Origin of the sequence: Luteococcus sp. H91 (assembly GCF_038433135.1) — a bacterium.
Lineage (GTDB): Bacteria > Actinomycetota > Actinomycetes > Propionibacteriales > Propionibacteriaceae > Luteococcus.
In genome coordinates, this window is record NZ_JBCDMV010000021.1 from 22909 (window position 1) to 37454 (window position 14546).

Sequence of the window (14546 nt, forward strand, 5' to 3'; positions counted from 1 at the left end):
GATCGACTCCCCGCAGTGCTCTGTGCCCCGGTGCGGGCGCTCACTCCAGTCTGTTCTTTAACGTTAAAGTGGGCAATCGGGGTCCTCGGGGCCTATCTCCTGTCGAACAGCGGAACCGCGCCGTACTAGGGTCGATGGTCGGCCCCGGGGCACCCTGCGTGGTCCGCATCAGACAGGAGTTCCATGACCACACCGACATCGGGCAGCCCCATCTGGGCGCTGGGTGAAGGCCCCGCCCGTCTGCTTGGCGACGACGGACCGGCACGGCTGCGCACCGAATTCATGGGCACACTCGAGCTGCGCAATGGGTGGCTGGCCTGCGTAGACCCCTACACGATGGATTCGCAGGTGGAGCTGGAGATCCCCGCGGGGGAGCACGAGGTCTACGTCACCGTGGCCGACGTTTCCGAGGGGCAGGACGGCAGTCATTGCCGCAATTCCGCACTCAGTCTGTTGCTGGCGCCCCTGGATGAGGTCCGGACCTCGACGGCGAGTCTGGGCACGCTGCTCGACGAGGACGGGGACGTACAGGCCGTCGGGGTGGATGCCGGGGTGGCCGCCATGATGGAGCACAGCACCTTCCGGGCTCTCCACGAGTCGGAGCGTGACCACGAGGAAGCCACGGAACGCTGGCTCGAGCTCTCCGAGTCATCGGTTTCTGCAGTGGACGGATTCATCGACGACGTCCGCGGCGCAGGCGTGGTTGGCGCCGGCGCCGGCTGGGGGGATGGTGGCTATGCCGTCGTGCGCGCCTTCGACGCCAACGGACGCCTGCTCGCCGTGCACCTCGACTTCGAGGTCATCGACGGCCCCCGGCCCAAGGAGCTGCTGGAGGATGAAGACGACGTCGACGATGAGTTCGACGACGAGGACCAGACCCAACCAACCACCGCGGACGAGCCGAAGGCGCCCATGTCAGCCACCATCCGCGCCGTCGGGGCCGTCCTGCTCCTCGCCCTGGTCTGCCTGCCCGGCCTGGTGCTCTGGAAGCACGTCCACGGCCGTTCCCCCGGAGTCTTCGCCTGGGCGGCGCTCCTGCCGCCGATCGCACTGGGCGTCATGGTGGCCATGGGCCGTCGCCGTCGGGGTGACGACGGGCAGGAGGACGATGGCGCCGTCTGCACCATGCTCTGGTTCGCCGGGATCTTCCTGCTGGGCGGGATCCTGCTGGTGGAGGTGTTTTGGCCGGTTCCGGTGCTGCTGCACCTGCTGGCCGGTGGCGCGGCCGGTATGGCGGTGAGCATCCTGCTGGGGAGCCGGGATGGCACCAGGACCAATGTCCCGCTCTGGGCGCACGGTCCGTTGGCATTGGTGGGCTCGTCGCTGCTCCACCTGGCCGCTTGGGGGCGGCTGCCGTGGAGCCCACAGCTCGGCGCATGGGCGGCGATGCTGCTCGGACAGGCCTTGCTGCCTGCGTGGCTTGCCCTGAAACCGCTGACTGTCTTTCCGGAGTTCCGCGAGGAACTGGGTGAGCGCTGGCCAACGGTGGACGGGGTGCATCCCCATGACGCCGTGGTCTGGCACGTGGAGGAGAGCCGGCGCGAACTGATGGGCATGCGTGCCTTGGTCCTGGCTCTGGTGGGGGCGCTGGTTGTGGTGCCGCTCAGCCTGTCCTGGCCGTGGATTGCGTGGGGCTTCTTGGCGGTGGTGCTGGTGGTGACGACGCGCGATCGCCTGCGACTGAGCGCTGCCGAGCGGGGGCTCGGAGAGCGACGCGCGGCAGTCAAGCAGCACCTTGCCCGGCTGTACCCGGACCTGCGGGCGCAATCGGTGGCCACGGCCGTCGCTCAGGTGCTCCTCGTGGTGGGCGCGGGCCTGTGCCCCGTCGCACCGCTGGCGACGCTGGGGCTCTGCGCCCTGGCTGCAGCACTCTGCGTGGTCACCCATCTCTACGGTGGACGGGTCTCGCGGCGGGACTCGAAGGGCTGACGGCCCGACTCTGGGCCACTCGTCGTCGCCGGCCCCGGCCATGGGTCAGGGCTGGCGCCGCGGGCACCGTCAGCTCGCGCGGCAACTGGATGATGGCCCAGGTGAGCATCTCGCGGACATAGAAGTCCGGCTCGACGGCGCAACGCTCCAGCAGCCGCGGCAGGCGGGCGGCATCCGGTGTGGTGCCGATCGCCATCGCGGCGTGCAGTCGGACGTCCGGCGAGGGGCTCGCGAGCGCGGCGAGCAACTGGTCCGTGGGGTGCTTGGTGGTGGCCATGGCCCCAGCCGAGCACCTGACGTTACGTGAGGTTCAAGCCCTTCTGGGGCGCGGCGAATCGTCAGTCTGAGCCCGGCGAATCGTTAGTCTCGTCAGATGGAACAGACGCGAGTAGAGCTGCTGGAACGGCTGTGGCGAGAGGGGCGGGACTTCGACGCCGGTCAGCCGGACCGGCTTGACCGACGCCGGAACCTGGAGCCGGACAGCGCCCAGTTGCTGAACCTGCTGATCCGCAGCATCGCCCCGATGAAGGTTCTGGAGCTCGGGACGTCCAACGGCTACTCCACCATCTGGATCGCCGACGCGCTGGAGGGTACGGGCGGTCACGTGTGACCGTCGAGAATGATCCGGCACGGGCCGAGGAGGCCTCGGGGAATCTCACCGCGGCCGGGCTGGCGGAGGTGGTGGAGCAGCGCGTCGCCGATGCCGGGCAGGTGCTGGCCGGCGAGCAGACGCAGGGCTGGCCAGTGGTCTTCCTCGACGCCGAACGACCCGCCTACGTGTCCTACTGGCCCGATCTGTGGCGGATTCTCGGGCTCGGTGGTCTGCTGGTGGTGGACAACTGCATCTCCCACGCCGATCAGGTGGCGGGCTTCCGGGCCCTGGTGGACGCGACCCCAAGCTGCCGCAGCAGTCTGGTGCCGGTGGGTGCCGGGTTGTTGCTGGTCAGCAAGGATCGCTGCTCGGGCGGCTCGGCGGATGATCTGGATGACCTGGTCGCCTGGACGGCTGTCCATGCCACCTTCGAGGGCTGACCGTGCAGTCTGACGGCATGCCCGAAGCGCTTGCAAAGTGCTAGCATTCTGATCATGACAACCCTCTACATCCGTGAGGTTCCCGAAGCGGTTGCCGAGACGTTGAAGACACGAGCTGCTGCACAGGGACAGTCCCTGTCCGCCTACGTGAATGCCCAGCTGGCCACCCTTGCGGCCCGGCCCAGCAATGCCGAGGTCGCCGCCCGGCTCCGCACACGAGATCGCAGCGCGGGCGTGTCCACCCAGCGCATCGTCGACGAGGTCCAGGCGGCGCGTCGGTGATCGTGCTCGATGCGTCGGCCATGGTGGAGGCGCTGGTCGGGGCCGCACCATCCGATGAGCTCTTGGGCCTGCTGGAGGGAGACCTTCATGCTCCGCACCTTCTCGATGTCGAGGTGATGTCCGTGCTGCGAGGTCTCGAACTGGGTCGCGCCATCCCCCCAGAACGAGCGAAGCAGGCGCTGGACGACTACTGGTCGTTCGGCATCGAACGTTACGATCTCGAGCCCTTGGGCGGCAGGATCTGGGAACTGCGTCACCAATTCACCTCGTATGACGCCTCGTACCTCGCGCTGGCCGAGGCGTTGAGGGCACCCGTGGTGACATGCGACCGCAAGCTACGGACGAGCGGTCACCGCGCCGACATCAGGTTGATGTCTCGTACGACTTGATCTGCTGTCGAGATGCAGCGAACTTTGCACGACGCCCCGCTCACGACTTTGAACGTTGGGCCCTCGGAGAGGCGGTCGTACAAAGTAGAAGGCTGAGAGAACCTGCGGTTCGGGCTGCCAGGGACCGCACAGGGCAACATTGCCTACAGCTCGACCAGCGGCAGAACAGGACGTATGTCCTCGTGATTCTCGCCGGTACGGGCTGGGGAGGTGGCAGTCCGCAGGTGATCCTGCGCCACCGCGCCAGCCCGGGCGGTGAGAAGCAGGCCAGGCGCCTCCCCCTGCCGCCGAAGGACTGACCGGGCATCATCTGGATCAGTCGTCGAGTTCCTTGGGGCTGTCCTCGTTGGACAGCTCTTGGACTTCCCTGCCCTTGTCGATGAGCCGCGTCACGGCTTCCTCAAGCTCGTGGAGCGGCCCACCCTCGGCGCTGGCCTTGATACCACCCACCTCGAACGAAACCTTCGTGCCGTCGTGCCGCTTGATGATCGTCACGATGATCGCCTCGAGACCCTTGAGACTGCCGACGACCCCACCCATGACTCCGCTGACTCCGCCTACGTGGATGAGAGTGTCCACGACACCGCTGGAGAACTCCGCCGCCAAGGAGTGTTCGTAGCCTCCGGCTTGCAGCGCAGCCAGCAGTTCGTCTGTGAGTTCGGGGCTAACCCGGAGCAGGAGATCTCCCGAACCCTGGATCAGGTACGGCTCGACACGGATGTGGAGCGAATCGGTCATGGTGGAACCTCCTAGGCGGGGAGTCGTACCTGACTCAAGTGTCTCACCTGCGTGACGTTGGTCAGCTGATAATCACGAGTAGTGGGCGGCCTCCGAAGGGGGGCGTCCACAACGCGCTGGACGCGGCAAAGTAGTGCGTCTTGCGGTCAGGTTCCGGAGGCCATGTAGGCGGCGAGGATGTAGTTGGGGTGCCGGTCGAGGTTGTTGCGGGCGCGGTCGTAGCGCATCGTCGTCCTAGGGTCGGCGTGTCGGGCGGCGATCTGCACGTCCCGGAGGTCGACACCGGCGTCGAGCATGGTGGTGACGAAGGTGTGGCGCAGCATGTGCGGATGCATCCGCGCCGTCGTTACACCCGCCGCTTTCGCAAGAGCGCGGAGGCGTCGGGTGGCGGAGTGACGGTCCATCCGGGTTCCGCGTGTGCAGCGCAGGATCGGGCCCGACATGCGGCCGTCGACGGCGCGCTCGATAGCTCGCTGCACGGCTGGTGGGAGTGGGGTCTGGACGACCTTGCCGCCCTTGCCCCGCACCCGAAGGACGCGATGTCCGTGCTCCTCGCCCAGGTCTTCGATGTTCGCTCCACAGGCCTCGAAGATGCGTAGGCCCAACAGGCCGAGCATGGCGACCAAGGCGAAGTCGTTGATGTTCGTGGAGGCCTTGGCGGTGGTGAGCATGGCCTCGAACTGCAGGTGGGACAGGCCCAGGGTGGGTGACTCGGGTGGCACGTTCGGGCGCCTGACGTGCTCGGCTGGCGAGGTGGGGATGATGCCGTCGATGGCGCAGGTGCGGTAGAAGCCGATCACCACAGACAGCCGCCGGGAGATCGTTGAGGCCTTGAACCCGCGGACTTCCTGCATCCAGCGCACGTAGAGCTCGATGTGCGCGCGTTCGGCCTTCAGTGGGTCGAGGCGGTGTTCGGCGCACCAGCGCAACCAGATGCGCAGGTCGGACTCGGTGTGGGAGCGGGTGAGTCCCTTGTAGCGAGCCAGGTGCGCGGCGACGGCCCGCACGATCGGGTCGGTGGAGTCGAACAGTGGGATCGGGATGCTCATCGGTGTGCCCGCTTGTCTCGTGTGGTCCGGCGGGAGCAACGGGTGGTCTCTGCTGGGGTTGACTACTGGGTCATTCGCTTGTATGGGGCCTGGGGTTATTGCCGTAGGGGAGATTGTTGGGGCGCGGGGGCAGCTCGCCCAGGATGGTTGCTCGCATGATCCAGCCAGCGGGCTCTCCATCCTGAGCGGCTGGTTGCCAGTCCTCGTCCCAGGGCTTCATGACGCGGATGGGCTTGAGGCACAAGGGCTCGGGTCGGAGGTGGTTCTCACCTGTTGCTCGGGCTTCCCACAGGTCATCGACATGCACGCGGATATGCCAGCTGTCCGGTGGCCGATTGTGGTGGCCGGCGCTCAGGGTGATGGGCTCTCCCGTTGCCGTCTGCCAGTGGTCGGCTTCCGCGAGATGGGAGACGGTGAGGTCGGCGACGTCCCCAGCGTGGAGGGGTGTGCCACAGCATTGGTACTCCCACAGGTCGATCCAGATGAGTGCTGTTCCGGAGGTGGTGTGTGTCATCGAGTGGCGCTCTTGGCGGCGGCGCGGGCCATCGTCGGTGGGTGTGAGGTCGGTGGTCATTGGGCTGCGCGGCGACGCAAGGTGCGGGTCCAAGCGATCCAGGACAGGGTGAGGGTGATGGCCAGGACAGCGATCACCGTCGTGAGGCGGCCGGCGGAGGTGGCGTTGAGGGGGTATCCGTAGGGCGCGACGACCCACACGGTGGTGCGGGCGAGTTCGGGCTGTCCACCGAACAGCGCCCCGGTGACCATGAGTACGAGGGTGGTACCGATGCTGGCACCGGTTCCCCACCGAGCGGTGAGTGCCAGGCAGACGAGCAGGTTCGCCTCCCCGACGATCAGGCTCAGCGCCACAAAGCGCGCCGGGCTGCTGATGCCGAGGCTCTGGGCGCAGAGGGCGATGCTGGCGGTGACCAGCAGCAGGACGATCGAGTCGACCAGCAGCACGTCGCGTGCCAGGGCTTCAGGACGGCGACGCAGTGCGGTGATGCGCAGCGCCGGCTCGAGTGCTGCCCAGCTGATCGTGGCGAGGATCGCGGTGCCCAAGGGGATCAAAAGCCAGCTGCTGAAACCAGTCAGATAGCTCTGCTGGCGCCACGACCAAGTCACGAGCAGCACCGAAAGACAGGCCGCGACAGTGAGGGCAGCGACACCGCGCCGAGTGAGCGTGAGCGCCGCGGCCCGCACCGGATGGGCGGGTCTCGACGGTTGGGTGAAGGTGAGCGCCAGCGGTGTGGCTGGGGTGGCATGCACCACGGCATCGCGCCGCGCAGAGTGACGTCGAGTGATCCGGGGGCGGTGCAGCGGCCAGCGGACGGCCGCGGCGGTGACGAGAACCACCAGCACGATCGTGCCGACCAGTGGTGCGATGGGGCTCATGGTCCGCAGCGGGGAATCCGGTTCGAGGCCAACGCCGTTTGCGTGGGTGCCCAGGTAGGGCAGTGCGGCGCGTAGCGGCCAGGACCAGGGCTTGAGCCCCCATGTGGCGGATTCGGCGTCGATGGTGGCGACGATCTGGACGACCAGGGCGAGGATGGTGGTGGCGATGACCCCCAACAGCGGTGCCAGCAGGTAGGCACAGGCGCCGGCGAGCAGCGCTTGGCAGGACAGGGACAGGGCGAGCATCGCGAAGCGGCCGACCGGCGGGTGGGGCAAGCCGAACAATGCTCCGACCAGCAGCAGCCCCATCACGAACAACACCACGAACCCGACCAGGGCGGCGCCCAGCACGACGGCGCGTGTGCTTCGCGTGGTGCGGGGGTCGACGGGCCGCCACAGTGTGCCACCTTCCCGGGCATCGGCCTCACGGTGCACGGTGAGGGCCACGATGAGGGCGGCCAGGGGCCAGCACAGGCCGGTGGCGTAGAGCACGACATGCGGGATCAGCTGCTCCCATCCGGTCAGGGCGCGGGTGGCGATGGCCTTCCACGAGAACGCCGCCTCAGCGGTCAGGAACAGTCCGGCGAGGACGTAGATGCGGGTGGCGGTGTGCTTGGAGCGCAGGACCTCGGCCCGCAGCACCGCACCAAGCGACGGGCTGGTCATGCCTGCTCCTGGGTGGCGGCGAGGAAGGCATCCTCGAGGTCGCCGTGAGCGAAGCCCTCGAGGGGGCCTTCGTAGACCATGGCGCCGTGGTTCATCACCCCGATGTCGTCGGCCAGTTGGGTCACCTCGCCCAGCTGGTGGGAGCTGATGATCACGGTACGGCCGCTGGCGGCGTAGTCGCGCAGGCTGCGGCGCAGCTCCACGATGCCCTCGGGGTCCAGGCCGTTCTGCGGCTCGTCGAGCACCAGGAGGTCGGGCTGGGTGAGCAGCGCGATGGCCAGTGCAAGGCGGCCCTTCATGCCGGTGGAGAAGCTCTTGGCGCGCTTGTTGCCGGTCTGGGCCAGGCCCACCTGGGCCAGCGTGATGTCAACCTGTTTCGGGCTGGCGCCGGAGAGCAGCGCGTGCACCCGCAGGTTGTCGCGTGCCGACAGGTGAGGGTAGATGGCTGGTCCGTCGATGGACGCGCCCACCCGGGCCAGGGCGGGTCGGGTGAAAGGTTCACCGAACACGAAGGTCTGTCCGGCGTCGGCCTTCAGCAGGCCGAGCATGATCTTCAGGGTGGTGGACTTGCCAGCGCCGTTGCGCCCCAGCAGGGCGTACACCCGTCCGGGCCGGACGCGCATGTCAAGGCCTCGCAGCACCTGCTGGGATCCGAAGGACTTGGTCAGGCCCACACAGCCGACCCAAGGAGTTTCGTTCATGGTTCGAGTCTTTCGACTCGTGGGCGGTGAAACCTCCTGTCACGGAAGGGTTGTGGCCCTCCTCCCACGGTAGGAGTCAGCCACCGAGACCAAGGGTCAGACCCAGCAGCACCAGCGCTACCCGGTCGCGGGCCTGCAGCTTCATCAGCAGGTTCCCGACGTGGGTCTTCACGGTGGTTTCCCCGATGAACAGGCTGGCCGCGATCTCCTGGTTGGTGGCGCCGCGCGCGATCAGGTCCAGCACGTCCCGCTCGCGGGCCGTGAGGTCCTCGGCCCCGGGGACCCGTACCGGCGGTCCTAGCGGGTGCTCGGGGTGGTCGAAGGCCTGCAGCACGTGGGGGACTGCCTGTGGGTCGATCACGCCCTCGCCGCGGTGCACGCGACGAATCGCGTCCAACAGGGTGGCAGGCTCGGCATCCTTGAGCAGGAAACCTCGCGCCCCGGATGCCAGCGCACTCACCACCAGGTCGTCAACATTGAAGGTGGTCAGGATCAAGACCCGGGGCGGATCGGGCAGGACCGTGATCTGCCGGGTGGCAGCCACGCCGTCCAGAGCGGGCATGCGGATGTCGAGCAGCAACACGTCCACGCCACCGGCTTGCGCGAGCGTGATGGCGTCCTGGCCGTTCGCACCGACACCGATGACCGTCAGGTCGGGCTGCGCGTCGATCAGAGCCCGGAAGGCCGCGACGAGCAGCGGCTGGTCGTCGACCACACTCACCCGGATCATCGGACCTCCTTCTCCAAGGGGATGGTGGCCTTCACCTCGAAGACCTTGCCCACCGGCCCGGCTGCGAAGCTGCCGCCCAGCAGGTCGACCCGTTCCCGCATTCCCGCCAGCCCGAATCCGGGCGGGTGCGGGGCCGCATCGGGGCGCAGGTCGTTGGTGACCCGCAGCGTGATGTGGGAGGTGTCGGCGCCCAGCGTGATTCTGGCTTGCTTCCCGCCGTGGCGCAGCACATTCGTCATGGACTCTTGGACGAGGCGAACCACCGCCAACCGGGTGGCGACCGGCCACTGCTGTTGCCACCGGTCCAGCAGGGCCGCATCGGGCAGGTCGCACGCGACCTGCACTCCTGCTGCGCGGACCTGGTCGACCACCTCCCCGATGGTGCGCAGTTCCCCGGAGACGTCCATCGTCTCGGTGGTCCGCAGCATGTGTACCACCGACCGCGTTTCGGCCAGTGCTTGCCGGCTCACGTCACGGATCGTCGCCAGCGCTGCTCGTCCTCCGGCCGGATCCCCCAGCGCCAGCGCCGTCGCAGCCTGCACATTGACGACGGTCAAGCTGTGGGCCACCACGTCATGCAACTCCCGCGCGATCCGAGAACGCTCCTCGGCACGGGCGCGATCCTGAGCGGCAGCAGCCTCCACCACCATCACCTCACGTTGCTCCGCCAGTCGACGGTCGTAGTCCAGCGCCACCCGGCGGCGGCCCGTGAACCAGACATAGGTACCGGCCATCACCAGCACCGACACCGCATCCAGTCCGTGAGAGGGCGCCGGCATCCGATGAGTTGGGGCGATCAAGACGCCTAACAGTCCCAGGAGCAACGCCGCAGCACCCCATGCGGGCGGCTCCCACCGAGCCACCACCGCCAGCGACAACGGCGCACACACGATCAGAGGACTCACCCCCAGATTCACCGGTGCGGCCCAGACCACCACGCCCATCACTGCCAGCAAGGCATACGAGAGGCAGAACATCGAACGGCGAAACACCCTTCGAAGAGCCACCGTGACGGACAAACCCAGGCACGTGGCCACGTAGGCAAGTACAAACCAGGTCGGGCCATACATGGGCAGCAGAGCCCAACCTTCGAGGACGGTCACCGCCACGGCGGCTGCCGCCAGGGCCAGATCCAACGACGGAGGTTGCTTCACACCGCAAAGCTAGACGACGACAGGCCTTCACTCATCCGACCCCGGCAGGACCCAGCCAACCGGCAAGCGACGGTTCGCCGTCAGCTCGGGACTGTCACGAACCCAGGCAAGCGCACTCCAGCAAGCGGAGCGGAGTCCTAGTCTCGGACACATGGAGTCCTCACCCGAATCTGAGCACTGGCCAACCCCACACTCCGACCCTGTGGACGATCCACAGGCGCTGGGCGGACTGGAATACGTTCCGGGGACCCCGCCCGTGGTGAGCGTCGAGACTCATCCGATCTACCGGGTCGGCTTCGCACCCGGGCAGGCGGACACAGGGTGGGCCGACGAACCCTCGCGCTGGGACAAGGCACGAACCTATCGGTTCTTTGGCGGCGACGTCCTGAAGGTCTTCCGGTTCGCCCGCGAAAAAGTCCCTGCCGGCTACTGCTACGCCTTCGCGATAGAGCAACACAGGCCCCACAGCGGTGGTGTAAGCCTGGATCTGCTCCGCACAGGTCAGCACGACTGATTAACGGCTCCCTGCCAGCGGCAGAAGAGCGAGACGCCCTACGCAGACGACAGTGTGTGTCTTGAGATGATGAGCTCATGAGTGACATGCCTCCATCTGTGCCGCGGGACTTGCGCCTGGAACTGGCGCGTGCCCGGGTCTTGAAGGGGAAAGAGATGCTGGCCCGGGAGTGGATGCAAATGCTCAATTCCCGCTACGACGAGTGCGTCGAAACTCTGGCAGGGGAGCGGTCCGCGTTCGAGGCGTGGTTCCTGCACACCGAGGTGGACGGGCAAACGTGGATCTATCACGTCGGGTTGACCGGTGTGGACGGAGAACCGCTGGACGTTGACTCCCAGCTCGATGCTGATCATCTCGACTATGCGATGCAGGTCAAGGAGAAGGGTTGGGAACCCCTCGAACCCATGTTCCTGCTGGCCCCCACCCACGTCATGCAAGCGATGACCACGTGGGGCAGGACAGGGCGATCCAGCTAGGAGGGTTGAGTCAGCAGACGGCATTTCGGCTTGGTTGGAAGCTCGCCGCAGCCTTGCGCCGAGCGAGTTGCGGTAGACCTGCCCCAAGCCGACAGGGCCCGCCACCTACGGCTGTCATCGGCAAAATCACCCACCTATCGGCCCGGTGGGTTGGTCTCCCCGGCGCTGGCCACGCGGCAAGTGGTGTTGGACTTCACCAAGGTGCAGGAGGTCAAGCACAGCAAGATCCCGACGGTGCCGCCGCGGTGGTGGTTCATTTTCATGGCCGAGGGCGGGCGCCAGTGCCGTCTGGCGTACGTGTACGAGAACCGCGGCCTGCTCAGCATCGATACGGAATAGAACCAGCGGGTCTTCGACCTAGTCCCCAGTGATCTTGTGTCGGCCTTGCAGGGCCAGTTGGTGATCGAGTGGTCGAAGGATGCGGTGAACTGGGCGAAGTCTGGGTCGTTGGCCGCTCAGTTCGAGGTGGTCTGCAGCAGATCGTCGTGGAGCCCCGCTATGCGGACTGGCGGGTCGCGTTGTCGTCGGTGGAGGCCATCTACCTGATCACCGAAACCCGGGACGGGAGGCAGTATGTCGGCAAGGCTGACGGTGCGGACGGTGCGTTGGGGCGGTGGGTGGCCTACGCGGCGGACGGGCATGGCGGCAATGTCGCGATGCAGGAGTTGGCCAAGCTCGACAAGCAGCATCCGCAGCGGTACCAGTTCAGCCTGCTGCGGGTCTTTGGGCCGGCCACGTCGGCCCTGGAGATCCTCGCAGCCGAATCCCACTTCAAGCGGGCACTGCGCAGCGTCGAATTTCGCATGAACGAGAACTAGCTCCAGAGGTCACTGAGTCGGTAGCGCCTGTTCCGGGGTGCCGTTCCGTGGTCATCGCAGCGGCGATTGCCGGGCTGCCCCAAACGTCAGGGCGTAATGCCACAAGCCAGTTGTCAACCAAGCTCACGGCAGACCCTTGCTCCACTGTCTGAACCTGAGTCCATCGTTGGGCCCATGGACGACGCTTGCGCTGAACCTCGAGGACCTCGGTCCAGTCATCGAAAACGTCAACCCCCTCGGCAACCCACAGGCCCTTGACGTGACGGGCCGAGCGGCAGGACAGCCCCTGCTCCCCACAGGCTGCAGCGAGACGCTTCGAACAGTCAGCCAATTCCGAGCTCCAAGACACCATGACTTGATTGTCGCCCTCCACTGAGCCTTAGACCACCAACGGATACCGGCACGCCCACACTCGGAGTCGCACTTCACCGCATCAGAGCTGCACGAGAAGAGCCCGGTTTTGGCAACTTTGGCTGCCTGCAGCCCCTTAGCAATGTAAGTTGACATCATGAAGTCATCACAGCTCGCCGGAGTTGCTGCCGACACCAGCGATCCACGCACAGGACTACGCGCCGTGGCATCACTCCGACGGCTTTCCGACCAATTGGAGTTGGCTCAGGTCGAGGCAGGTTTGCGCGCCGGCATGTCGTGGCAGGACATCGCAGACGCCCTCGGGGTGAGCCGCCAAGCGGTGCACAAGAAGTACTCGAAGAAGATCGACCCGACCATTCCGGTTCCCAGGAGGAACAAATGAGCAAGTACACCGACGCCCTGGCCACGGTCCAGAACCTCTCGGTCGTCGCCATGGAGGAGGCTTCCCGCTACGGGCAACGCGAGGCGGACATCGACCACCTCTTCACGGCCCTGACGGTAAGCGAACAGGTCGCGGGGAAGGTGCTCCGTGACCTGGGCATCACCTTGGATACGGCGCGTGACGCCGTCGAAGCCTTGCACGAGCACAACATCGCCTCACTCGGCGTCACTGTCGAGTCTCCCGAGCCCGGACCCATCGTCTTCCACCAGACCGGCGGCTACGACTGGAGCGAGCGGGCTTGGGCGGTCCTCACCCTCGCTCGTGAGCGTGGGAAGGGTGACGCCGCCGACGTCCTTCGTCAGTTGGTGGGTGAACCCTCCGGATTCATTGACGAGCTACTCCACCGTCTGGGTACCTCCTCCCGGGAGGTGCTTGCCCGATTGGATGAGGCTGAGCGCTCGGAAGAGAAGGCACCCGCATGCGCTCCAAGGTTAGGGAGCCTGTCTCGTACGCAGGAGGTGTTCGTTCCTGCGTCGATCGGTGATGTGTGGGCGTTGGTTGCCGACCCGAAGCGGCTACCAGAATGGGAGCCGTGGATCGGCCAGGTCGAGGACGCTGCAGGCTCCGAGGTGCGCACCGGTGCGTCGTGGGTGGCCGCCGCCGTGATGCAACGCGCCGATGGTACGCCACTCAAGGTGAAGCCGGAGCTCCGGAGGTTGCACGTCGAGCTGCACGAGCTCGTACCCCCGACCACGGTCGAGTGGCGCTTCGCTCTGCCTGACGCCCCGGGGTCGAACACGCGCATCATCCGCATCGAACTTGCCCCTGCTGAGGGCGGCACCCAGGCAAAGGTGGCCTTCTCCTGGCAGAACCTCCAGGCGGCGCGGGCACCGCGACTGGGGCTGCGTGCGGCCGTCACTATCCCCTTCCATCGGTACATCGTGTGGCTTCAGACCAACCAGGTCGCCACTGGCATCAGCAGGGTCTTCCGCGGAGCACAAAGCTGACCACCTCGCTGCATCGGCTTCGCCGGAACCCACATGTCGAGATGCAGCGAAGATCGCACACCGGCCCGCTCCGTGCTTTGAACAACGGCCCCCGGCGGGGACGCCGTTCAAAGTGAAACCCCGAGAGAACCTACGGGTTGGGATCCCTCGAGGCCCTAGAGCAACCTTGCCGACGCCTCGACTAGCGGCATGTGCGTGCTTCTCGAGGCGCCTGCCACAGCGAAGGTGAACCTGCTACTTCCGTCCGCGCCCGTTGAAGAGCACATTGACCACGATGATCCCCATCCAGACCATCGCGAGCATTAGAGCGCCCCTTGTGCTCTCCATCCCCACAGGCAGCATGCTTGCTCCCATGACAACCGAGACGATCGCCAATGCCAGGGACTTCGGTTGATCCGGAGCCGGCGGATCGGCCTGCTGCCGCTTCTCAAGGGCACTCTCGACCTTCGCGACGAACGAGTCGACGACCGCATCCTCCATGTCGGGTCCTAGTTCCTTGCGTGCTTCCAAAGCCGCGCGGAACTCCTCGCGAGGCACATCCGAGTCCATCAGCCATCCCCCTACCTGTCGGTCCAATGCCACCAGCCTGACAGACATACGACTCAGCCACGGGCATGATGCACGCCTCTCGGCAGATGATCGATGTCACGCGCCTCCCGCCAGCCGGTCCAAGTCCTTCACCCAGCAGGCGCCGGCGATCCTTCAACCCTGTCAGCGCCCGCGCGTAGCTGGACCGGCGAGGGGGCGACAGCGATGGACGGCACTGGCGCCACACCCAGCTCGGAATCCCACGGGATCCAAAGCACGGTCGAGTGATGACCGCAAGGGCAACAGCATCTTTCTTAGAAACTTCATATTCAGAATATTCAGGCTCGTGTTCAGTCTTCGCTGCATCTCGACATCTGCGGCTGGCCG

The 14546-nt window shown here is 66.4% G+C and carries 20 protein-coding genes; 11 read left to right on the forward strand and 9 right to left on the reverse strand.

Annotation, left to right across the window (positions count from 1 at the left end; all coding sequences use genetic code 11):
- The first annotated feature begins 183 nt into the window (after positions 1-183).
- Entirely contained in the window at positions 184-1929 is a 1746-nt protein-coding gene (locus tag AAEX57_RS11440; RefSeq protein WP_342092261.1) for a DUF4241 domain-containing protein, read from the forward strand.
- On the opposite strand, the gene AAEX57_RS11445 is transcribed toward AAEX57_RS11440, so the two are convergent.
- A complete protein-coding gene (locus AAEX57_RS11445; RefSeq protein WP_342092262.1) occupies positions 1880-2206 on the reverse strand; it encodes a HEAT repeat domain-containing protein in 327 nt (108 codons plus the stop codon). The two genes, AAEX57_RS11440 and AAEX57_RS11445, sit on opposite strands and share 50 nt — an antisense overlap.
- 96 nt (positions 2207-2302) lie before the next feature.
- On the opposite strand from AAEX57_RS11445, the gene AAEX57_RS11450 reads away from it, so the two are divergent.
- The 4 genes from AAEX57_RS11450 to AAEX57_RS11465 are packed head-to-tail and all read left to right on the forward strand — an operon-like array spanning position 2303 to position 3632.
- The gene (locus AAEX57_RS11450; protein ID WP_342092263.1) at positions 2303-2539 is read left to right on the forward strand and encodes a hypothetical protein; all 237 of its coding nucleotides are present in this window, start codon (positions 2303-2305) and stop codon (positions 2537-2539) included.
- On the forward strand, positions 2536-2961 hold the full coding sequence (locus AAEX57_RS11455) for an O-methyltransferase (RefSeq protein ID WP_342092264.1): 426 nt from the start codon (positions 2536-2538) through the stop codon (positions 2959-2961). Before AAEX57_RS11450 ends, AAEX57_RS11455 begins: the two co-directional genes overlap by 4 nt.
- Before the next feature lie 54 nt (positions 2962-3015).
- The gene (locus tag AAEX57_RS11460) at positions 3016-3243 is read left to right on the forward strand and encodes a FitA-like ribbon-helix-helix domain-containing protein (RefSeq protein ID WP_342092265.1); all 228 of its coding nucleotides are present in this window, start codon (positions 3016-3018) and stop codon (positions 3241-3243) included.
- Positions 3240-3632, forward strand: a complete 393-nt coding sequence (locus AAEX57_RS11465) for a type II toxin-antitoxin system VapC family toxin (protein ID WP_342092266.1) — start codon at positions 3240-3242, stop codon at positions 3630-3632. The genes AAEX57_RS11460 and AAEX57_RS11465 overlap by 4 nt, the downstream gene beginning before the upstream one ends.
- Positions 3633-3947: 315 nt before the next feature.
- Here the strand turns inward: AAEX57_RS11465 and AAEX57_RS11470 are convergent, their stop codons facing one another.
- From AAEX57_RS11470 to AAEX57_RS11500, 7 genes are all read right to left on the reverse strand, one after another.
- Positions 3948-4370 carry a hypothetical protein gene (locus AAEX57_RS11470; RefSeq protein ID WP_342092267.1) on the reverse strand — a complete coding sequence of 141 codons (423 nt, stop codon included), beginning with the start codon at positions 4368-4370 and terminating at the stop codon, positions 3948-3950.
- A 146-nt stretch (positions 4371-4516) separates the two neighbouring features.
- Positions 4517-5419 (reverse strand): tyrosine-type recombinase/integrase, encoded by a 903-nt coding sequence (locus tag AAEX57_RS11475; protein ID WP_342092268.1) that lies wholly within the window; start codon positions 5417-5419, stop codon positions 4517-4519.
- Positions 5420-5489: 70 nt separating this feature from the next.
- Positions 5490-5993: a DUF6578 domain-containing protein gene (locus tag AAEX57_RS11480; protein ID WP_342092269.1), complete on the reverse strand. Its 504-nt coding sequence runs from the start codon at positions 5991-5993 to the stop codon at positions 5490-5492.
- On the reverse strand, positions 5990-7477 hold the full coding sequence (locus AAEX57_RS11485) for a hypothetical protein (RefSeq protein ID WP_342092270.1): 1488 nt from the start codon (positions 7475-7477) through the stop codon (positions 5990-5992). The genes AAEX57_RS11480 and AAEX57_RS11485 overlap by 4 nt, the downstream gene beginning before the upstream one ends.
- Positions 7474-8178 (reverse strand): ATP-binding cassette domain-containing protein, encoded by a 705-nt coding sequence (locus tag AAEX57_RS11490; RefSeq protein WP_342092271.1) that lies wholly within the window; start codon positions 8176-8178, stop codon positions 7474-7476. The genes AAEX57_RS11485 and AAEX57_RS11490 overlap by 4 nt, the downstream gene beginning before the upstream one ends.
- 76 nt (positions 8179-8254) lie before the next feature.
- Positions 8255-8908, reverse strand: coding sequence for a response regulator transcription factor (locus AAEX57_RS11495; RefSeq protein ID WP_342092272.1), 654 nt, complete (start codon positions 8906-8908; stop codon positions 8255-8257).
- Entirely contained in the window at positions 8905-9687 is a 783-nt protein-coding gene (locus AAEX57_RS11500) for a sensor histidine kinase (protein ID WP_342092273.1), read from the reverse strand. The genes AAEX57_RS11495 and AAEX57_RS11500 overlap by 4 nt, the downstream gene beginning before the upstream one ends.
- A 526-nt stretch (positions 9688-10213) precedes the next feature.
- Here AAEX57_RS11500 and AAEX57_RS11505 point away from each other — a divergent pair.
- The 6 genes from AAEX57_RS11505 (at position 10214) to AAEX57_RS11530 (ending at position 13631) form a co-directional block, all read left to right on the forward strand.
- Positions 10214-10576 (forward strand): hypothetical protein, encoded by a 363-nt coding sequence (locus AAEX57_RS11505; RefSeq protein ID WP_342097786.1) that lies wholly within the window; start codon positions 10214-10216, stop codon positions 10574-10576.
- Between the two features lie 77 nt (positions 10577-10653).
- On the forward strand, positions 10654-11052 hold the full coding sequence (locus AAEX57_RS11510; protein ID WP_342092275.1) for a DUF6176 family protein: 399 nt from the start codon (positions 10654-10656) through the stop codon (positions 11050-11052).
- A gap of 183 nt (positions 11053-11235) precedes the next feature.
- Entirely contained in the window at positions 11236-11391 is a 156-nt protein-coding gene (locus AAEX57_RS11515; RefSeq protein WP_342092276.1) for a hypothetical protein, read from the forward strand.
- A gap of 146 nt (positions 11392-11537) precedes the next feature.
- A complete protein-coding gene (locus AAEX57_RS11520) occupies positions 11538-11870 on the forward strand; it encodes a GIY-YIG nuclease family protein (protein WP_342092277.1) in 333 nt (110 codons plus the stop codon).
- 508 nt (positions 11871-12378) lie between these two features.
- Complete coding sequence (locus AAEX57_RS11525; RefSeq protein ID WP_446721141.1) at positions 12379-12624, forward strand: RNA polymerase subunit sigma-70; 246 nt, start codon at positions 12379-12381, stop codon at positions 12622-12624.
- Positions 12621-13631, forward strand: a complete 1011-nt coding sequence (locus AAEX57_RS11530; RefSeq protein WP_342092278.1) for an SRPBCC family protein — start codon at positions 12621-12623, stop codon at positions 13629-13631. The genes AAEX57_RS11525 and AAEX57_RS11530 overlap by 4 nt, the downstream gene beginning before the upstream one ends.
- Positions 13632-13865: 234 nt before the next feature.
- Here the strand turns inward: AAEX57_RS11530 and AAEX57_RS11535 are convergent, their stop codons facing one another.
- Positions 13866-14180 (reverse strand): hypothetical protein, encoded by a 315-nt coding sequence (locus tag AAEX57_RS11535; RefSeq protein WP_342092279.1) that lies wholly within the window; start codon positions 14178-14180, stop codon positions 13866-13868.
- Positions 14181-14546: the final 366 nt, after the last annotated feature.